General features: G+C 61.8%; 17 protein-coding genes. 12 read left to right on the forward strand and 5 right to left on the reverse strand.

Annotated elements, in window-relative coordinates; genetic code table 11:
• The 3 genes from VJ698_RS11810 to VJ698_RS11820 all read right to left on the reverse strand — a co-directional run.
• Positions 1-714 (reverse strand): acyl-CoA dehydrogenase family protein (locus VJ698_RS11810; RefSeq protein WP_324102959.1); only part of this gene is annotated, 714 nt, incomplete at its 3' end.
• Positions 715-730: 16 nt separating this feature from the next.
• Positions 731-1,933 carry a 3-oxoadipyl-CoA thiolase gene (locus tag VJ698_RS11815; protein WP_324102960.1) on the reverse strand — a complete coding sequence of 401 codons (1,203 nt, stop codon included), beginning with the start codon at positions 1,931-1,933 and terminating at the stop codon, positions 731-733.
• A 3-nt stretch (positions 1,934-1,936) separates the two neighbouring features.
• The gene (locus tag VJ698_RS11820) at positions 1,937-3,478 is read right to left on the reverse strand and encodes a 3-hydroxyacyl-CoA dehydrogenase (RefSeq protein WP_324102961.1); all 1,542 of its coding nucleotides are present in this window, start codon (positions 3,476-3,478) and stop codon (positions 1,937-1,939) included.
• Positions 3,479-3,839: 361 nt separating this feature from the next.
• On the opposite strand from VJ698_RS11820, the gene VJ698_RS11825 reads away from it, so the two are divergent.
• The 11 genes from VJ698_RS11825 to VJ698_RS11875 all read left to right on the forward strand — a co-directional run bounded on the left by VJ698_RS11825 (position 3,840) and on the right by VJ698_RS11875 (position 15,737).
• Positions 3,840-5,393: a class I adenylate-forming enzyme family protein gene (locus VJ698_RS11825; RefSeq protein ID WP_324102962.1), complete on the forward strand. Its 1,554-nt coding sequence runs from the start codon at positions 3,840-3,842 to the stop codon at positions 5,391-5,393.
• A 31-nt stretch (positions 5,394-5,424) separates the two neighbouring features.
• On the forward strand, positions 5,425-6,594 hold the full coding sequence (locus VJ698_RS11830) for an ABC transporter substrate-binding protein (RefSeq protein WP_324102963.1): 1,170 nt from the start codon (positions 5,425-5,427) through the stop codon (positions 6,592-6,594).
• 262 nt (positions 6,595-6,856) lie between these two features.
• Complete coding sequence (locus VJ698_RS11835) at positions 6,857-7,729, forward strand: branched-chain amino acid ABC transporter permease (RefSeq protein WP_324102964.1); 873 nt, start codon at positions 6,857-6,859, stop codon at positions 7,727-7,729.
• A gap of 4 nt (positions 7,730-7,733) precedes the next feature.
• Positions 7,734-8,678, forward strand: a complete 945-nt coding sequence (locus tag VJ698_RS11840) for a branched-chain amino acid ABC transporter permease (RefSeq protein ID WP_324102965.1) — start codon at positions 7,734-7,736, stop codon at positions 8,676-8,678.
• Positions 8,671-9,384, forward strand: coding sequence for an ABC transporter ATP-binding protein (locus VJ698_RS11845; RefSeq protein ID WP_324102966.1), 714 nt, complete (start codon positions 8,671-8,673; stop codon positions 9,382-9,384). The genes VJ698_RS11840 and VJ698_RS11845 overlap by 8 nt, the downstream gene beginning before the upstream one ends.
• Positions 9,377-10,084, forward strand: coding sequence for an ABC transporter ATP-binding protein (locus VJ698_RS11850; protein ID WP_324102967.1), 708 nt, complete (start codon positions 9,377-9,379; stop codon positions 10,082-10,084). The genes VJ698_RS11845 and VJ698_RS11850 overlap by 8 nt, the downstream gene beginning before the upstream one ends.
• Before the next feature lie 79 nt (positions 10,085-10,163).
• Positions 10,164-10,967 (forward strand): IclR family transcriptional regulator, encoded by an 804-nt coding sequence (locus tag VJ698_RS11855; RefSeq protein ID WP_324103194.1) that lies wholly within the window; start codon positions 10,164-10,166, stop codon positions 10,965-10,967.
• Positions 10,968-11,154: 187 nt separating this feature from the next.
• Complete coding sequence (locus tag VJ698_RS11860) at positions 11,155-12,813, forward strand: methyl-accepting chemotaxis protein (protein ID WP_324102968.1); 1,659 nt, start codon at positions 11,155-11,157, stop codon at positions 12,811-12,813.
• Positions 12,814-13,234: 421 nt separating this feature from the next.
• Entirely contained in the window at positions 13,235-14,410 is a 1,176-nt protein-coding gene (locus VJ698_RS11865; protein ID WP_324102969.1) for an acetyl-CoA C-acetyltransferase, read from the forward strand.
• A 176-nt stretch (positions 14,411-14,586) separates the two neighbouring features.
• Complete coding sequence (phbB, locus tag VJ698_RS11870) at positions 14,587-15,327, forward strand: acetoacetyl-CoA reductase (RefSeq protein WP_324102970.1); 741 nt, start codon at positions 14,587-14,589, stop codon at positions 15,325-15,327.
• Between the two features lie 197 nt (positions 15,328-15,524).
• Complete coding sequence (locus VJ698_RS11875) at positions 15,525-15,737, forward strand: hypothetical protein (RefSeq protein ID WP_324102971.1); 213 nt, start codon at positions 15,525-15,527, stop codon at positions 15,735-15,737.
• A gap of 133 nt (positions 15,738-15,870) precedes the next feature.
• Here VJ698_RS11875 and VJ698_RS11880 read toward each other — a convergent pair whose 3' ends face one another.
• Entirely contained in the window at positions 15,871-16,527 is a 657-nt protein-coding gene (locus VJ698_RS11880) for a DsbA family protein (protein WP_324102972.1), read from the reverse strand.
• 270 nt (positions 16,528-16,797) lie between these two features.
• Here VJ698_RS11880 and VJ698_RS11885 point away from each other — a divergent pair, with 270 nt between their 5' ends.
• Positions 16,798-17,508, forward strand: a complete 711-nt coding sequence (locus tag VJ698_RS11885; protein WP_324102973.1) for a hypothetical protein — start codon at positions 16,798-16,800, stop codon at positions 17,506-17,508.
• A 94-nt stretch (positions 17,509-17,602) separates the two neighbouring features.
• On the opposite strand, the gene VJ698_RS11890 is transcribed toward VJ698_RS11885, so the two are convergent.
• Positions 17,603-18,607 (reverse strand): hypothetical protein, encoded by a 1,005-nt coding sequence (locus VJ698_RS11890; protein ID WP_324102974.1) that lies wholly within the window; start codon positions 18,605-18,607, stop codon positions 17,603-17,605.
• Positions 18,608-18,892 lie beyond the last annotated feature (285 nt).

Consider the following 18,892-nt stretch of genomic DNA (forward strand, 5'->3'; position numbering starts at 1 on the left):
CACCTCCGGGAAGGCATTTTCTTCGGGGCAGAACACTTCATCCATCACGATCTCGCCTGTGATCGATGCGCGCAGGCCCACCTTGCCGTGGATCGCCGGTGCGGATAATCCCTTCCAGCCTTTTTCCAGCACGAAGCCGCGGATCGCTCCTTCGTCATCCTTGGCCCACACCACGAACACGTCGGCGATCGGGGAATTGGAAATCCACATCTTGCTGCCGCTCAGGCTGTAGCCGCCCGCCACTTTCTTCGCGCGGGTGACCATCGAGCCGGGGTCGGAGCCGTGGTTGGGCTCGGTCAGGCCGAAGCAGCCGATCCATTCGCCGGTGGCGAGCTTCGGAAGATACTTCTGCTTCGTCTGTTCATTGCCGAATTCAAAGATCGGCACCATGACCAGCGAGGACTGCACGCTCATCATCGAGCGGTAGCCGGAATCGACGCGCTCGACTTCGCGCGCGATCAGGCCGTAGCTGACATAGTTCAGGCCGGGGCCGCCGTACTGTTCGGGAATGGTGGGGCCGAGCAGGCCGAGCGCGCCCATTTCACGGAAGATGGCAGGGTCGGTCTTTTCATGGCGGAATGCTTCGAGCACGCGCGGCTGCAATCTTTCCTGGCAGTAGGCGTTGGCGGCATCGCGCACCATGCGCTCGTCGTCGGTGAGTTGCTGGTCCAGCAGCAAGGGATCGTCCCATTGGAATTGCGCTTTGTGCTTCATGGATGTGTCTCCGGTTTCAGATTCGTTCGAGGACGACGGCCAGTCCCTGGCCAACGCCGATGCACAGGCTGACGACGGCATAGCGGCCGTTGCGGCGCGCAAGTTCGCGGCTTGCAGTCAGCGCGAGGCGCGCGCCGGATGCGCCGAGCGGGTGGCCGAGGGCGATCGCGCCGCCATTCGGATTCACGCGCGAGTCGGTGCCCGAGACGCCAAGCAGCTTGAGGCAGCTCAGCACCTGGCTGGCGAAGGCTTCGTTGATTTCGATGATGTCCATGTCGGTCAGCGACAGGTTGGCGCGTGCGAGTGCCTTGCGGATCGCATCGACCGGGCCGATGCCCATGATGCGCGGCTCGACACCGGCAGCGGCTGCCGACAGGATGCGCACGATCGGTGCCTTGCCAGCCTTCTCGCCGGCAGCGCGGCTGCCGATAAGCAGCGCGGCGGCGCCGTCGTTGATGCCGGAAGCATTTCCCGCGGTGACCACGCCGCCTTCGAACAAGGGCTTGAGCTTTTCGAGCGTTGCCATGGTGGTTTCGGGACGCGGATGCTCGTCCTTGTCGACCAGCACCGGCGGCGTCTTGCGCCCGGTCGGCACGCTGATCGCATGGATCTCGCCGGCGAAGAAGCCGTCCTGCAACGCTGCGTAATATTTCATCTGCGATGCGAGCGCGAATGTGTCTGCTTCTTCGCGGCTGATGCCGAACTGCTTTGCGACGTTGTCGCCGGTCTGGGGCATGGTGTCGGCGCCATACTCCTTCGTCACTTTCGGATTGGGAAAGCGCGCGCCGATGGTGGAATCGAATACCTTGAAGTCGCGGCCGAACGCGGCTTCCGACTTGGCCACCACGAAGGGTGCGCGGCTCATGCTTTCGACGCCGCCTGCGAGATAAAGATCGCCTTCGCCGCAGGTGATCGCACGCGCCGCATCCGCGATGGCTGCGAGGCCGCTCGCGCACAGGCGGTTGACCGTCTGGCCCGGCACCGTGTACGGCAATCCGGCGGCAAGCAGCGCGTTGCGTGCGACGTTGCGTGCATCCTCGCCCGCCTGGTTGGTATCGCCGAGAATCACATCCTCGATCTCTTCCGCCTTCCACGGATTGCGCGCGACGAGGGCGCGCATGACTTCCGCGACGAGGTCATCGGGGCGCACCGGGGCCAGCGCACCGGCATGGCGCCCGAAGGGGGAACGCAAGCCGTCGTAAATATAGGCGTCGAGCATGAATCAGATCTCCTTGTGAAGTAGGGACAGGCCGAGCAATGCGCGGCGCTGCAGCCAGGGGCTGGGGCGGTAGCGCGGATCGCCGGTTTGTTGTGCGAGGTTGTTGAGAATGGCGAGAACGATGTTCGGGCCGAGCGCATCGCCCCAGGCAAGCGGACCGAGTGGGTAGCCCAGCCCCAGCGTGACGGCGCGGTCGATGTCGGCCGGCTCGGCGATCTCCTGCTGCGCGATTTCGCAGGCGATGTTGATGATGTGCGTGACCACGCGCTGTGTGACCAGCCCCGCGCTGTCGCGGATGACACTGACCGGAATGCCGGTGGCGCCGAACACGCCGCAGGCCATCGCGAGATAGTCGGCCGTCGTGGCCGGCGTGGTCATCACTACGCGGCGACGGCTTGCGTCGAACAGGCTTTCGATCGCCACGGTGCGACGCCCGTCGAGGTTTTCGCGCACGCAGCAGGTGGTCGCATCCTCGCCCAACGGCGTGACGATGCACAGCGCGCTATCACTCGGGCGCGCCGAGGTTTCAATCGGGATGCCGGCAGCGACGATGAGCGATGCAATCCGCTCGGCCAGCTCTGGGCGCTCGCGGCTGAGCCAGACCGTGGAGGGCAGTTGCGTCGCATGCACTGGTTCGGGAATCGCTTCTTTCTTGCCGTCGGCGCCATAACGGTAGAAGCCGTGACCGGTCTTGCGGCCGAGTGCACCGGCGGTGAGCATCTGCCGAGTATTCACCTGCGGGCGGAAACGCGGCTCTTCGTAATACTGGTGGTAGATCGATTCCATCACCGGGTGCGACACGTCCAGCCCGGTCAGGTCCAGTAACTCGCACGGACCGAGGCGGAAACCGGCGGTGTCGCGCAAGATGTTGTCCAGCACCGGTACCGAGGCGATGCCTTCGGCCAGCACGCGCAGGCCTTCCGTGCCGTAGCCGCGCCCCGCGTGGTTGACGATGAAGCCCGGCGTGTCCTTGGCGCGCACGGCGTTGTGGCCCCAATGGCGGCCGAGCGCCAGCAGGTAATCGGCGACTTCCGGCGTCGTCAGGAAACCGCCGATGACTTCGACGATCTTCATCAGCGGCACCGGATTGAAGAAATGGAAGCCGACCACACGTTCCGGATGCCGGAGCCCCGCGGCGATGGCGGTGACCGGAAGCGAAGAGGTATTGGTCGCCAGGATCGTATCCGGGCCGGCAATGTCTTCCAGCGAAGTGAACAGGGCTTTCTTGACGGCGAGGTCTTCGACGATCGCCTCGACGATCACATGGCAGCCGGCCAAATCCTGCAATTGCGCGCCGACCTGAAGGCGGTCGGCGGCTGCATCGGCGGCGGCCTTGTCCAGCTTGCCTTTTTCCACCAGCTTGCCGAAGGTCGCGAGCAATTCCTGGCGCGCTGCAGCCGCCGCGCCTTCCCGGCTGTCGTTCAGGTGCACCTGCGCGCCGGCCAGCGCAGCAATCTGTGCAATGCCTCGCCCCATGACGCCGCATCCGACCAGGCCGACCACCACGTCCCGGGAATTTGGCGGTGGAAGAAAGCTGTTCTGCATGCGCGGCTCCTGACGGGTTGGAAAATTTCTGAAATTTCTACAGTTCTGCAATGCAGAAGAGAAGGCATTAAAACGGAACTCTATTGCTTTTTCGGCGGCGCTGTCAAGAATTCATTTGTTATTGAGGGCAAATGCCGGAAGATGATGGAAAGATAGCTGCAAGCTAGCGCTATCCTGTCGTTTGCCTGTTTGATAACAGTACTGCTATGCAGAACTCAATTCTGCAAAAACCGTTGCAATTCCGTTTTGAATATGCCAGTATCTGCACCCTGAATTTGGAAACATTTCTGGCGGGTCCGGATCCTGCGAAGCCACGCTTTGCCTGCTTTCGGCTCTGACCTTTTGCAACAAAGGAGACGGGATGACCCAAGCAGTGCCATCGGCTGCCGCGCCGCGCCGCATTCATGAAGCATTTGCGTCCTGGACGGAAACCTGCGCCGACAAGGCCGCGCTGGTCGATGACATGTGCTCCGTGACCTACGACGCCCTCGGCGGTGTGGTCGAGGCGGTCGCGCAATCCATGCGGGATGCCGGCATCCGTGCCGGCGACCGCGTCCTGCTGGTCGGTGAAAACTGCGTCGCGCTCTCCATCTGCATCCTTGCCGTCAGTCGCCTCGACGCCTGGTCGGCCTCGGTCAATGCGCGCCTTTCCGCGCGCGAGATTGACAATTTCCTGTCCCATTCCGGCGCACGCCGCACCCTGTATTTCAGCGAGATCTCGCCGCAGGCGAAGGCGCACGGCGAGCAGCGCGGCGCGCAGGCTGTTGATTGGCCGGTGATCGGCGAGTTGCTGCTCGGCACGCTGAATGAAGACACGGTCCCCGAGCCGGTCGAACAGGATGCGGCGCAGCAGGTCGCGGCCATGGTCTACACCTCCGGGACGACCGGCGCGCCGAAAGCCGTGATGCTGACGCACGCGAACCTGCTGTTCGTCGGCGCCAACAGCTGCCGGATGCGCCGCATCACGCCAAGCGACGTGGTCTATGGCGTATTGCCCTTGTCGCACGTGTATGGACTGTCTTCGCTGCTGGTCGCCGCCTTGCTGGGTGGCGCCACATTGCGACTGGTCGCGCGCTACCAGCCCGAAGCGCTGGCGCATGCGCTGGCGGAGCAGGGCATTACAGTGATGCACGGCGCGCCCGCGATGTACGCCAAGCTGCTGGAATGGAGCGAAAAGAGCGGCACGCCCTTGCGCGCGCCGCAATTGCGCGTGGCGCAGTCCGGTGGCGCGCCGCTCACCATGCCGCTCAAGCAAGGCTTCGAAAAGACATTCGGCATTACCCTGCATAACGGTTACGGCATGACTGAGGCATCGCCCTCGATCTGCCAGACGCGCATGGACGCGCCGCGCACCGACTGCTCGGTCGGGCAGCCGATTCCCGGCATCGAAATTCAATTGCATGGCGCCGAACAAAGCGAGGAAGGCGTCGGCGAATTGTGGGTGCGCGGGCCGAACGTGATGAAGGGTTACTACCGCGCGCCGGAACTGACCGCACAGGCCGTCAGCGAAGATGGCTGGCTACGCACCGGCGACCTCGCGCGGCGCGACGCCGACGGCGCGATCACCATCGCCGGTCGCAGCAAGGAATTGATCATCCGCTCCGGCTTCAACGTCTATCCGGTCGAAGTCGAGCAGGTTCTCAATGCGTATCCCGACGTCGTGCAGTCCGCCGTGGTCGGACGCGAGGTCGAAGGCAATGAAGAGGTAGTCGCCTTCGTCGAAGTGTCGCAAGCGGCGTCATTCGCGCTCGATGTCTTGCGCGCGCACCTGAAAGCCAATTTGTCCCCTTACAAGATTCCTTCAGAAATCGTCGTTCTCGACCACTTGCCGGCTGCTGCGACCGGCAAGATTCTGAAGAAAGAACTGCAGCGACTCGCTGCGCAGCGCCCGCTGGCCGGGCAGCAGCAAACCTGAACCAAGCGTTTTTCATACGAGAGGAAGAGACATGAAATTTCAACTAAGCAGTGTCGCGAAGCTGGGTGTTGCCCTGAGCGTCGCCTTGACCGTCGCCGCCAGCGCTGACGAAATCAAGGTCGGCGCGCACATGCCGCTGACCGGCACGCTGGCGCGCTCGGGTGCCGGCTTCAATGAAGGCATCCAGGCCGCGGTCGAGATGTTCAACAAATCCAACGGCAAGCACACCATCAAGATGGTCACCATCGACGATGAATCGGCGCCGGCGAAGGCGGTGGCTGCCGTCGAGAAGCTGGCTTCCGAAGGTGTGGTCGCGGTGATCGGCGGCTATGGTTCCAACATCATCGGCCCGGCCTCCGATGCGACCAATCGTCACAACCTGACCTACATCACGGCCGGCGGCGTGAGCGACGACCTGACCAAGCGCGGCTACAAGACCTTCTTCCGCATCAACAATACGCGCGGCTACGAGATCGCGATCGAGAACCTTCTGCAGGAAATGAAGGCGAAATCGATTTCCATCGTGTACTCCACGAAGGAAGCGACGACCGACCTCGCCAAGAGCATCGAGAAGGATCTCGGCGGCAAGGGCTTCAAGGTCACCACGCATGCCTTCGATCCGGCCATCACCGACTTCAAGCCGATCATCAACAAGATCAAGCTGCAGGACAAGTCGGACGTGCTGCTGATGAGCGGCTACGAGAACGACTACGTCGGCATCATCCGCGCCGCCAAGGTCCTGAAACCGCCGGTCAAGTCGGTGGTCGGCGTGTGGTCGCTCGCCACCTCGAAGATGGCCTCCGACTTCCCGGACCTGATGCCCAACGTGATCGGTACCGCACTGCTGCCGTACCCGGTGGAGTACAAGACGCCGGAAGGCAAGCAGTTTGCCGATACCTACAAGAAGATGTTCAACAAGGACGTCGATTACCTCGCGCAGTTTGGCTACGTGAAGGCCTCCCTGCTGTTTGAAGCCATCGCCCGCGCAGCGGACAACGGCACGCTGAAGAAGGGCGGCCTGTCCGATGAACTGCGCAAGACCAATCGCGAGACGCTGATCGGCAAGGTGACCTTCAATGCCGCTGGCGACAATCCCAACTTCCAGCATCGCATGGGCCAGCACCAGAACGGCAAGATCGTGATCGTCTCGCCGTCCTACCAGGCGACCGGTCCGCTGAAGTATCCGGCAGTACCGTGGTAATGCGTGGATTGGACGTCTGACGACGTCCGACCCCCACAGTACAGCTCCTTCCCCCTTTGAGGGGGAAGGTTGGGATGGGGGTAGGGTGGTAGTACTTCGTATGTCGACGGTTCAACCACTCTACCTCCCCCCTACGCCGGGCGCCCCTAACCCTCCCCCTGCAAGCGGGAGGGGATGCACCTGCGGAAATGCAAGCAAATGAGATCCTGATCCGTTCGCCTGCCGCTCCCACTCCGGACCCCATCCGTTTCCCGAACAAGCCATGTCCGAACTCATCCTGCAATCCCTTTACTCCGGCATGCTGGTCGGCGGCGTCTACGCGCTCATTGCGCTGGGACTGACGCTCGCCTTCGGCACCATGCGCATCATCAACCTCGCGCATGGCGAGCTGGTCCTGCTGGCCGCCTATATCGCCTATACGGTGGAGAGCCGCTTCGGCGTCAATCCGATGCTGTCGTTGCCGATAGCGCTGGTCGTCGTCTGCGCCTGCTCCGCCATCGTTTACTTCCTCGTCTCGCGCATCAAGCGCAACCGGGAACTCAATTCGCTGATGCTGACCTTTGCGCTCGGCATGATCCTCACCAACGCAGTGCTGCTGTTCTGGAAGAGCGACATCCGCTCCACCGCGAACGCAACGCTGCAGGACGCGGTGCAGATCGGCAGCGTCTACAGCATGTTGAGCGAACTGCTGTTCTTCGCCGTGAGCATCGGCGTGGCCGTCGTGCTCGGCTGGTGGCTGTCGCGCAGCTGGTACGGCCGTGCGGTGCGTGCGGTATCGTCGAACCGTGATGCAGCCAAGCTGATGGGCATCAATCCGGCCAAGGTCGAATTGGCGTCCTTCCTCGTGGCCGGCGTGCTGGCCACGATTGCCGGCATCGCCATCTTTTCCAGCAGCGTGATCTCGCCGCCGCTCGGACATTCGCTGACGGTCAAAGCCTTCATCATCACGGTGCTGGCCGGCGTCGGCTCGGTGCCGGGCGTGGTGCTGGCGGCCTTCCTGCTCGGCATTACCGAAGCGATGACGGTCACGCTGCTCAGCTCCGCCTTGCAGGAAATGGCAGGCATGCTGCTGTTCCTGATTGTGCTGTTCATCCTGCCCAACGGCCTGTTCGGCGCCAGGAAGCGCCGGGGATAAGACCATGAAAAAATACTCCTGGGCGGCCATCGCTCTTCTCTATCTCGTCGTGCCCTTCTTCCTGAAGGACAACAGTTACATCCTCAGCCTGACGGTGTCCTCGCTGATCGTGGCCGGCATCGCCGTGCCCTGGGCGCTGCTCGGCAACCTCGGCGGCATGGTCAGTTTCGGCCACGCGGCCTTCTTCGGCCTCGGCGCCTATGCATCGGCATTGCTGAGCATGAAGGTCGGCCTGCCAGTACTGCTGGCAATCCCGGCGGGCGGCCTGTTCGCCTGCATCGCCTCGCTGGCGATGCTGCCGGCGCTGCGCCTGTCCGGCCCGTACTTTGCGCTGGCCATCCTGGCCTATGCCCACATCTTCAAGATCCTCGCCACCGAAATGAGTTCGGTCACCGGCGGCTCCGCGGGCATCTCGTCGATCCCCGGCCTGCCGGACCTGGTGAAGGCAGATTTCGTCTCCGGACTCGGGCCATACTTTCTTGGCCTCTCCATCGTGCTGCTGTTCTGCGTGATCTATGCGTGGGTGCGGCGCAGCCATTACGGCATCGCCTTGCGTGCCATGCATGAAAGCGAGGACGCCACCCGCGTGGTAGGCGTCAACAGCGTGCTGCTGAAGTCCTGGATGCTGCTGCTGTCGGCCTTCATGACCGGCACCATCGGTGCCTTCAACGCGCACGTCATCAACTTCCTCGAACCCGATTACGCGTTCAACAGTTCCTGGAGCGTGCTGCCCATCGTCGCCGCGATCTTCGGCGGCTACCGTACCATCACCGGCCCGATGGTCGGCGCGATCGTGATCTACCTGGTCGACCAGCTGATCTTCAAGGAAGTGCTGTCCTCCGGCCACCAGATCGTGCTCGGCGTCGTGCTTGCCGCCATGATCCTCTTTGCGCCGGACGGCTTGCTCTCGCTCTTCAGGAAACGCAACGCAGGAGGCCAGCATGCTTAAGCTTGACCGCATCACGATCCAGTTCGGCGGCCTCACCGCGCTGAAGGACGTGAGTTTCTCCATGGGTGCGGACCAGGTGGTCGGCCTCGTCGGCCCGAACGGCGCCGGCAAGACCACCTTGTTCAACGCGATTTCCGGCCTGGTCAGGCCGACTGCGGGCAGCGTGTCCTTCGACGGCATCGACATCACTCGCCAGCCGCTGCACATGCGTGCGCGCGTCGGTATTGGCCGCACCTTCCAGATTCCGCAGCCCATGCACGAGCTGACCGTGCGCGAAAACCTGATCGTTGCGCAGCGCTTTGGCAATGGCAAGGTCGATCACAAGCGCATTGAAGAGATCCTCGCATTCATGGACCTGACGGCGAAGGCGGAAAGCGACGCCGCCACTAGCCTCGCGCTGCAGGAACTCAAGCGCCTCGAAGTTGCGAAGGCACTTGCGACCGAGCCGAAGCTGCTGCTGCTCGACGAAGTGCTGGCCGGCCTGGAGACCAACGGCAAGCGCTATTTCACCGCCAAGCTGGAAGACATGCACAAGAAGTTTGGGATTGGCATCCTGATCATCGAGCACGATATTGAAACCGTCTCCACATTATGCGACCGCGTGGTGGTGCTGAATTTCGGCAAGGTGATCGCCGACGGCGTGCCGGACGCCGTGTTCCGCGACCCCGAAGTCATCAAGAGTTACACAGGAGAGGCCCATGCTTGAGATCCGCAAGCTGCGCGCCGGCTATGGCGCCATCAATGTGCTGTGGGACGTGGATCTGTCCTTCGCCGAGAAGCAACTGACGACCATCGTCGGCCCCAACGGCGCCGGCAAGTCGACCTTGCTGAAGACCATCATGGGCCTGGTGCCGCCGAGCCAGGGCGAGATCACGCTGCGCGGCCAGTCGCTGGCGCAATACCGCACCTGGGACATGGCGGAGCAGGGCGTCGTGCTGGTGCCGGAAGGCCGTCTCGTTTTCCGCGACATGAGTGTCGAGGAAAACCTGATCATGGGTGCGTTTCCAAAACAGAAACGCGGTGCGATGACACGCAACATCGAGCGCGCTTACGAACTCTTTCCGCGCCTGAAGGAGCGCCGCAAACAGCTCGCCGGCTCGCTTTCCGGCGGCGAAGCGCAGATGGTGGCGATGGCGCGCGGCATGATGGCCGAGCCGCGTGTGCTCCTGATCGACGAACCCTCGCTCGGGCTGGCGCCGGTGATCGTGCAGGAAATTTTCAACATCCTGCGCAAGCTCAAGAACGAGGGCGTGACCATCGTGCTGGTCGAGCAGAATACGCACATGGCGCTGTCGGTGGCCGAGCGTGTCTACATGATGCGCAGCGGCAGGGTCGTGATGGACAAGCCGGCGGCCGAGGTGGACGTGACAAAGTTGCATGACCTGTACTTTGCGCTCGAAGGCTAGGATAATGCCGCTGCACCCCCACAACGAGCCGTTCGCCCCGGAATGGGACGAAGCCGCCCTGGAAAGCCTGAACGCCATGATGGACCACGCAAGCGAAAACCGCGCGCCCGAAGCGAAGAAATCCAACGTGAAGGAGGATCGTCACTTCGTCACGGCACTCGCACGCGGGCTGGATGTGCTGTCGTCGTTCCGTTCCGGCGAGAAGCTGCTGGGTAACCAGGAACTGGCGGAGCGCACGAAGCTGCCGAAATCCACCGTGTCGCGCCTGACCTATACACTCACCAAGCTCGGCTACCTGCAGTATGTCGACGAAGTCGGAAAGTACCGCCTAGGCACGGCCAGCCTCGCGCTCGGCAGCGCGATGCTGTCCAAGCTCGACATCCGCCAGTTCGCGCGTCCCTACATGCAGGAGCTGGCCGATTTCTCGCATTCCACCGTGTCGATGGGCATGCGCGACCGGCTCAGCATGATCTACGTGGAAAACTGCCGCAGCCAGGCGGCGCTGACGCTGCGCCTTGATGTCGGCGCGCGCATTCCGATCGCGCTCACCGCAATGGGCCGCGCTTACCTCGCCGAAACAACCAGCGCCGAGCGCAACGAGATCCTGGAGCGGGTGCGCGAATATGACGAAACCAAATGGCCGGCCATCCGCGACGGCGTGATGCGGTCACTGGAAGAGTACAAGACCATCGGCTGCTGCACCTCGTTCGGCGACTGGCAGCCGGACGTGAACGCCATCGCGGTCGCCTTCCGCCCCGCCAACGGATCATCCATCCTCAGCATCAACTGCGGCGGCCCTGTCTACACGATCTCCCGCGAATTCCTGCTCGACGAAGTCAAGCCGCGCCTGCTGGAACTCGTCGATCGCCTCAAGCGCGCCTAAACATCCTCAATCACTCTGAAGCGCCCTGAAGCGGGGCGAATCCTGTCGATCACCATCGCCGAATATTTGTCGGAACTCCGGCCAATATTCGGTTTTTTGTCTTGCCTTACCGCTGGTACATTGCGCACACGTACGAATTTTTTCCGATGCTGGACTACGACGGCATCGGGACCGCGGGAGGGAGATCATGGATTTTCGCAGCTTGCGTATCGGCACACGGCTTGCCATTGGCTTTGGCATCATCCTCGCGATGCTGATCATGGTGCTCGCTGCCGACAACATGGTCAGTACCCGCAACCGCGAGGCGATGATCGCCGGCCTTGAAGTCAGCAATGCCAAGAGCAGCCTGGCGGGCGCCATCAAGAGTGCCTTGCTGGAAGGCGGCATTGCCATGCGCAACATCGGCCTGCAGACCGACATCGACGCGATGAAGCGCGAAGAGCAAAAGGTCAAGGCCCTGCGCCAGCGATTCGCGGAAGCGCGCGACAAGCTGGCCGCGCTCGGCCTGACGGAGACGGAAAAGAAACTGCTCGCCGACGTCACCCATCTCGAGCAGCAAACCGAAGCGCCGTTCACGGAATCAATCCGCCTGATCGGCGCCTTCAACAGCGAAGAGGCGATCAAGCTGATCTCCAGCAAGATCGATCCGCTCAACCAGCAGGCGCTGGCAGACATCAACCGCCTGGTCGATATCCAGCAGGCGGCCGCGCACCAGGTGCTGGATGCGACCGTGGCATCAGGCAGGCAGTTGATGAATGTGCTGTTTGCCATGGGTGCCGTCGCGCTGGTCGCCGGCGGCCTTCTTGCCTGGGCAACGACACGCAGCATCATTTCGCCGTTGCGCGATGCCGTGCAGGTGGCGCGTCGCGTCGCGGCTGGAGAACTGGCGTCGCAGGTCGCGGTGTCCGGCAAGGATGAGGTCGGCGAACTGCTGCAAGCGCTGCGCGAGATGAACGGTAGCCTGCACAGGATCGTGCGCGATGTGCGTCTTAGTACCGATTCGATTGCCGTCGCGTCGCGCGAAATCGCCACCGGCAATGCCGATCTTTCCTCGCGCACCGAAATGCAGGCGAGCGCCTTGCAGGAGACAGCCGGATCGATGACGCAGCTAACTGCGATCGTGCGCCAGAATGCGTCGAATGCAAAGGAAGCGAACCGCCTCGTGGTGTCGGCTTCCGATGTGGCCGTCAAGGGCGGGCAGGTCGTCGGTGAAGTGGTCGGCACGATGGGTTCGATCAAGAACAGCTCGCGCAAGATCGTCGACATCATCAGCGTGATCGACAGCATTGCTTTCCAGACCAACATCCTTGCGCTCAATGCGGCCGTCGAAGCCGCGCGTGCCGGTGAACAGGGGCGCGGCTTCGCGGTGGTGGCATCGGAAGTGCGCGGCCTGGCGCAGCGCTCGGCTGCGGCCGCAAGGGAAATCAAGGAACTGATCAACGATTCGGTCGAGAAAGTCGAAGCCGGTGGCAACCTGGTCGACCAGGCTGGCAGGACCATGGATGACATCGTCCAGTCCGTGATGCATGTCGCGAGCATCATGCGCGAGATCGCGGCGGCCAGTGAGGAGCAGAGCGCCGACATCGAGGAAGTGAATCGCTCGATCGCGCACATGGATGAAATGACGCAGCAGAACGCCGCGCTGGTCGAGCAGGCCGCCGCCGCTGCGCAGAGCATGCAAGACCAGGCCGGCACGCTCGGCACGGCCGTGGCGGCATTCAAGATGGACGGCGTGCAGACAAACTGCACAGTCGCGACGTCCTCCTTCACGCGGCTCGCGGGCCAGGTACCGTCCGTTATTCGCCGGGATATCAACGCGCTACGGCAGCAGATCGCGCAACGATAGCCGGGGCAGCACAGCGCCTTCATGACGCGCGCCATGAGGCCGCTCCTGCACCTCGTGCCTCCCTCTGCTGCAGCGGGCCTCCATGTTCCGCATCGCCCCCTTCACATTCCTGTCATTTTTCGCAGGCATGCTCACGCTGAATTCCAGCACTCGCGATTTCCTGATGCCGGTTTGAATCTTGTTATAGTGCGCTCTTGCAGGTGCCGTTTTCGTGCGCCATTTTCGTGTGCTCGTACGACCGTTCGTACTTTTTACGGCATCTTCGCTCTTGAGTCAGATCAAATGGCATCGCAGGATCGAACGTTATGATAGAAAGCTAATTTTTTTCAGTTAGAGTCCTGGTTACCCGCGGGTGACACCCGGTCAACACACCACGCAATGCTTGTCTTCACCTTCTTCGTTGCCTTCTAGGGAGTTTGAAATGAATGATGTAGTCATCGTCGCTGCAGGCCGTACCGCCGTCGGAAAATTCGGCGGGACCTTGGGCAAGATTGCCGCTGCCGATCTCGGCGCGCATGTGATCAAGAACCTGCTCGCCAAAACCGGCATTGCGCCTGACCAGGTGAGCGAGGTGATCATGGGCCAGGTCCTGACCGCCGGTGTCGGACAGAATCCTGCACGACAGGCGGTGATCCGTGCCGGCCTGCCGGACATGGTCCCCGGAATGACGATCAACATGGTGTGCGGCAGCGGGCTGCGCGCGACCCATCTCGCCGCCCAGGCGATCAAGGCCGGCGATGCAGAGATCGTGATCGCGGGCGGCCAGGAAAACATGAGCGCATCGCCGCATGTGCTGAACGGTTCGCGCGATGGCTTCCGTATGGGCGACGCCAAGCTGGTCGATACGATGATCGTTGATGGCCTGTGGGACGTTTACAACCAGTACCACATGGGCGTGACCGCCGAGAACGTCGCGAAGAAGTTCGGCATCTCGCGCCAGGAACAGGACGAGTTCGCCACCGCTTCACAGAACAAGGCGGAAGCTGGGCAGAAGGCGGGCAAGTTCAAGGATGAGATCATCCCGCTGGAGATTCCTTCGAAGAAGGGCACGGTCATCTTCGACACTGACGAGTTCATCAAGCCGGGCGTCACGCTCGAATCGCTGGCCAGCCTGCGTCCCGCGTTTGCCAAGGACGGCACCGTCACCGCCGGCAATGCCTCCGGCATCAACGACGGCGCCGCTGCAGTGATCATGATGTCGGCGAAGAAGGCCGACCAGCTCGGTCTTAAACCGCTGGCGCGCATCAAGGCTTATTCCTCGGCAGGCGTCGATCCGAGCATCATGGGCATGGGGCCGGTTCCCGCAAGCCAGCTTTGCCTGAAGAAGGCCGGCTGGACGCACAATGACCTGGACCTCATGGAAATCAACGAAGCCTTCGCCGCGCAGGCGATCGGCGTCAACAGGGAGATGGGCTGGGATACCAGCAAGATCAACGTGAACGGTGGTGCCATCGCGATCGGCCATCCGATCGGTGCATCGGGCTGCCGCATCCTGGTCACCCTGCTGCATGAAATGATCCGCCGCGACGCCAAGCGCGGGCTGGCCAGCCTGTGCATCGGCGGTGGCATGGGGGTTGCATTGGCTGTCGAGCGGTAATCAGCGCACGTAGGCAGCGCATGTAGGCAGATTAAGCAGGGCTGGGCAACAAGGGGAAATTGGCACGGATCTGGTGCGTCGCTTCCGGCGCCGCTGCCGGATGGTGCATGTGCATAGCCGTTTCCTCGGTTGCTGGCTGTTTTATTTCATCGCAATCGTTATAGAGAGAAACGAACATGGCAAGAGTCGCATTAGTCACAGGTGGTATGGGTGGTCTCGGCGAAGCAATCTGCATCAAGATGGCTGCGCTTGGCTACCAGGTGGTCACGACTTATTCTCCCGGTAACACCCGGGCCGCAGAGTGGCTGAACTCCATGGAGCAGCAAGGCTTCAAGTTCCGCGCCTTTCCGTGTGACGTCGCGGACTACGCCTCCGCGCAGGAGTGCATCGACACCATCACCGGGGAAATCGGTCCGGTCGACGTGCTGGTCAACAATGCCGGCATCACGCGCGACATGACCTTCAAGAAGATGGACAAGACCAACTGGGATGCAGTGATCCGCACCAATCTCGATTCCGTCTTCAACATGACCAAACCGGTTTGCGATGGCATGACTGATCGCGGCTGGGGACGCATCATCAACATCTCGTCGGTCAACGGACAGAAGGGCGCCTTTGGCCAGACCAACTACTCGGCTGCGAAGGCTGGCATGCACGGCTTCACCAAGGCGCTGGCGCTGGAAGTCGCGCGCAAGGGCGTGACCGTCAACACGATTTCGCCCGGCTATATCGGCACCAAAATGGTGATGGCCATCCCCACCGAAGTCCTGGAAAGCAAGATCATTCCGCAAATTCCGATGGGACGCCTGGGCAAGCCGGAAGAAGTGGCCGGCCTGGTTGCTTATCTGGCTTCCGACGAAGCCGCCTTCCTGACCGGCGCCAACATCGCCATCAACGGCGGGCAGCACATGTATTGATCCTGGCTGCGCGCATTCCAGGTCGCCATCGGCGTGGCTCCGGACCCGACGGTCTGGGTCGCGCCGTTTTTCTTGCTGTGATTCAGTCAACTTTCGGGCGCAAAAAAAAGTTCGAATTTCCCGTCAACAAAATTTGCGCGGTTGCGTTATTGGAAGGGTAGAGCTTGTCTACACTCAACCGAAAAAGGATTCCGAACATGAAAAAACTGATCGCTGCCCTGATCGCTGCTGCGTTCGCCGCCGGCACCGCTTTCGCACAAGCCCCCGCAGCACCGGCCGCTCCGGCTGCCCCGGCTGCCGCTTCGGCCGACGCTGCTGCCCCGGCTGCCAAGCCGGCCAAGAAGGCCAAGAAGGCTAAGAAAGCCAAGAAGGCACGTCACCACAAGGCGAAGAAGGCCGCTGCAAAGTAAGCAGCCACTACGTCAGCAGCGGCCTTTGAAGGTCGCTGTGCAGTACCCAACAAAAAACCCGACGTCGTAGTTTCGACGCCGGGTTTTTTGCATGGAGCTTCCTGTTTGCCGCCTCGGTTGCGCCAGCGGAAATTCAGCTCGGCGACGTGGCCTGCTCGCGGTCCACGATCTCCTGCAGCAGGCCGATCAGCTTCGGCATCTGCACAAAGCCCGAGGTGACCAGGTCCAGCTTTCCGTTGTGTTCGAGAACCAGGGTCGGGAAGCCCGTGATTCCCCAGCGTTCCGCCTGCAGGAAGTCATCCCGCGTGGCCGTGATGGCGGCGTCGGAATTCCACACCGTGAGGAAGGTCGCGGCATCGGTCGGATGGCCGGCTTCGGTCAGCGCGGCGGAAACGATCTCGGCCAGCACATTGCCTTGGGTCACATCCTGGCCTTCCGCGTAGAACGCCCGCTGCAGCGCATGGAACACGAACAGCGAGAGCTGCGGTGCCAGCATGCGCGCTGCGACAACGGCGCGGCATGCCGGTTCGGTGTTGTACACGAAGCCGTCACGCGACAGTGCGTCGTAGTCGAACGGCAGGCCGGTCTGGCCGGAGACCTTGCGCCAGTGCTCCAGCAGCGATGCCTTCAGCGCCGCGTCCATCGGCTTCGTCGTATAGGGGCGCAATCCGCCGACCATGATCTCGAGCGGCATGCCGCCGGGGAGGCCCTCCAGCAGGGCAGCCAGTTCCGGCCCGAAGCCATAGCACCAGGAACACATCGGATCGGCAATGTAAATGAGGCTCGGCATAGGGCTCTTTCGTCGATGGTTGGGGGATTCTATGTCTATCCTACCTCGGCAGGTAGCACTTCCTTGGGTCGAGCATCGCCCGAAATCCCGGCCTTTTCCGCGAAATGACGCCAAAGGCCGCAGAAGCATGAACTAACGCATCGGACCGATGATCTACCCGCAAGAGGTGCAGGATTGCGCGCACTCAAGCCCTGCCTGCCGGCCTCCCCCTGTTTTTTTGGGAAATGGGTTCTACACTGAATTATTTGGACGCGACTCTTGGAGAGGTATATGCGGAGCGATTACATCCAGCGATTTGGCACCGAAATTGATGATGCGCATGAAAAGGCGCGCAGGGAGGTCATGAAGACGATCGAATCCCACGGCAACCGGCCGATTTCGGAACTGGCCGAGATGACGGACGGGGAGCGGGTGAAGTGGTTTTTCTGGAACCTGCACGAAAACCTCGATGAATTCCGCAAACTGGAACCCACGCTGATCGGGCAGATCACCTGCACCCAGCTGACGATCGCCGACGGCCTCTCGATGGCGACCGAAAAAGTGGGCATGGAAAAGAACATTACCCTGACCTGCCGCTGGCACCTGCGCGTGGCTTATGCCACCTTCCAGAATGAAGAAGCATTCCCGATCGGCGAGGGATCGGTGGAACTGTCAGTGTCGAATACCCTGCCGGAGCAGCCACCTCTGCAGAAGAACCAGAAAGGCTATCTCGAGTCGGACAGCTCACTGTATCCGCACCAGCTTTACCTCTATGGCTGGGTGACCGAACCGGTCTGGAATGAAATCAAGCAGCACCTCTACAGCCCGACGCCTAATTGCCAAGCCGACCTGATGTTGCGCGACAACTGCTTGTTCCCGGTGAAGCAGGGCTTTGGTTTTGTCGCCGGTCCGCCCGGTGCGGTCGGTATCACCAATCTCGAATTCCGCATCTCGTCGCATTCTGCCGATCGCAGGACGAACCGGCGGTCCGAAACCCTGTAACGAAGCGCTCGCCGGGCCCGCAGCGGCCCGGTCCGGCGACCATCAATTTCCTCGCCAGCCAGTGGGCGAGCGAAAACCGTCTCCGCCAGAATTTTTATTGTGGCAGCAGCTTGCCCTGCGCCAGCAGCGCGATGGTGCGCACGGCAAGGAATGCGATGGCGGCCGATGCAAGCAGCAGCGCGATGATGCCGATCCACAGCGGCCATCTCCCGCGGTGTATCACTTCGATCGTCACGCTCGCGAAAACGGCGAGCGGAAAGGAGAAGGACCAGAAGCCGATCGAGAAGGGAACACTGCTCCACCATGGATAGCGCGCCGCGACGCCGACGAATGGTGCGACGGCCATGCCGAGGCCAATCACCAGCACATCACCCGGTAGCGCGGGCCAGAGGCTTGCCGCAGCCAGGGTGGCAATGGCCGGTGGCGCCAACTCCACCCCAATGGTCGGGCGCAGGGGATCCGGCATCGGACCCTGGAACAGGCTGCTGAGCACGCGTGCTTCCAGCAGCGCCCAGCCGGAAATGCCGGTACCGAACAGCATCGCACCCCATCCGGGATACCCGAGCGTGGCAAGCGTCATCGCGCCGATCAGCGCGCCGCCGACAATCGGCAGATAGAGCGCAGGAGAGACCGCATTCAAAGGCATTTGCGCGGTGGCGAGCATGGACACCACGCGCGCAGAAATGACCAGGATCAAACCGAGCGCCATCATGGCGAGCACCAGCCAGATGTCCTGATCGGGGTGACCGAACTGGATGACAGCCAGGAGCAACGACAAGGGAATCAGGGCAAGCAGCGATCCCTGTACGGGGTGCCGGTATTCGACCATCACGGCTTGCGGATAAAACCTGCACTTGAGGCCATACAACACCAGTGATGCGATCCAGATCACTGTCACCGGCCAGGCCATCAGTTCGCTGACTTGCGCAGCGAACGCCCAACCGTAGACGCCTGCGCGTCGCCATGCGCCATTCAGTCCGAACAATCCGACCGATATGCCAAACAAGCCGGCTGGCAAACGTTCCAGCCAAGAAGACCTTTGGGGGCTGCTCGCGCCAAAAAGATAATAGAGGCGGGCGCGGTGATTTTCGTTATTCATCGTTGCCTATCCCTTGTATTCCGATTTCGGGATGCTGCTCGGCGAATCAAACTGCGTTCGACTTTATATTAGTCTTATTTTGGGCGGTGTGTGGTGAAATGCGGCGAGGAGGCGCATGGCGAACAAGACCAGTGCATGTTTGATCAGGAAAACGGGTCGGTGTTGTGCTTCACGCATTGAAGATTGTCAGTGAGGCCAGAAAGGAAATGAGTAATCGTGCATCGCACAAAAAGAAGCTTGTTCTGCGTGAGTTTCGTCTCTAGAATATTCCATGTTGCTGCGCAA

The sequence above is a fragment of the Noviherbaspirillum sp. genome (assembly GCF_035254685.1).
GTDB lineage: Bacteria > Pseudomonadota > Gammaproteobacteria > Burkholderiales > Burkholderiaceae_D > Noviherbaspirillum.

Coding starts and splice junctions, on each gene's coding strand:
- VJ698_RS11865 (WP_324102969.1), top strand. CDS start 13,235: ATGAATGATGTAGTCATCGTCGCTGCAGGCCGTACCGCCGTCGGAAAA.
- VJ698_RS11840 (WP_324102965.1), top strand. CDS start 7,734: ATGAAAAAATACTCCTGGGCGGCCATCGCTCTTCTCTATCTCGTCGTG.
- VJ698_RS11825 (WP_324102962.1), top strand. CDS start 3,840: ATGACCCAAGCAGTGCCATCGGCTGCCGCGCCGCGCCGCATTCATGAA.
- VJ698_RS11885 (WP_324102973.1), top strand. CDS start 16,798: ATGCGGAGCGATTACATCCAGCGATTTGGCACCGAAATTGATGATGCG.
- VJ698_RS11880 (WP_324102972.1), bottom strand. CDS start 16,527: ATGCCGAGCCTCATTTACATTGCCGATCCGATGTGTTCCTGGTGCTAT.
- VJ698_RS11850 (WP_324102967.1), top strand. CDS start 9,377: ATGCTTGAGATCCGCAAGCTGCGCGCCGGCTATGGCGCCATCAATGTG.
- VJ698_RS11830 (WP_324102963.1), top strand. CDS start 5,425: ATGAAATTTCAACTAAGCAGTGTCGCGAAGCTGGGTGTTGCCCTGAGC.
- VJ698_RS11875 (WP_324102971.1), top strand. CDS start 15,525: ATGAAAAAACTGATCGCTGCCCTGATCGCTGCTGCGTTCGCCGCCGGC.
- VJ698_RS11860 (WP_324102968.1), top strand. CDS start 11,155: ATGGATTTTCGCAGCTTGCGTATCGGCACACGGCTTGCCATTGGCTTT.
- VJ698_RS11820 (WP_324102961.1), bottom strand. CDS start 3,478: ATGCAGAACAGCTTTCTTCCACCGCCAAATTCCCGGGACGTGGTGGTC.
- VJ698_RS11845 (WP_324102966.1), top strand. CDS start 8,671: ATGCTTAAGCTTGACCGCATCACGATCCAGTTCGGCGGCCTCACCGCG.
- phbB (WP_324102970.1), top strand. CDS start 14,587: ATGGCAAGAGTCGCATTAGTCACAGGTGGTATGGGTGGTCTCGGCGAA.
- VJ698_RS11890 (WP_324102974.1), bottom strand. CDS start 18,607: ATGAATAACGAAAATCACCGCGCCCGCCTCTATTATCTTTTTGGCGCG.
- VJ698_RS11835 (WP_324102964.1), top strand. CDS start 6,857: ATGTCCGAACTCATCCTGCAATCCCTTTACTCCGGCATGCTGGTCGGC.
- VJ698_RS11855 (WP_324103194.1), top strand. CDS start 10,164: ATGGACCACGCAAGCGAAAACCGCGCGCCCGAAGCGAAGAAATCCAAC.
- VJ698_RS11815 (WP_324102960.1), bottom strand. CDS start 1,933: ATGCTCGACGCCTATATTTACGACGGCTTGCGTTCCCCCTTCGGGCGC.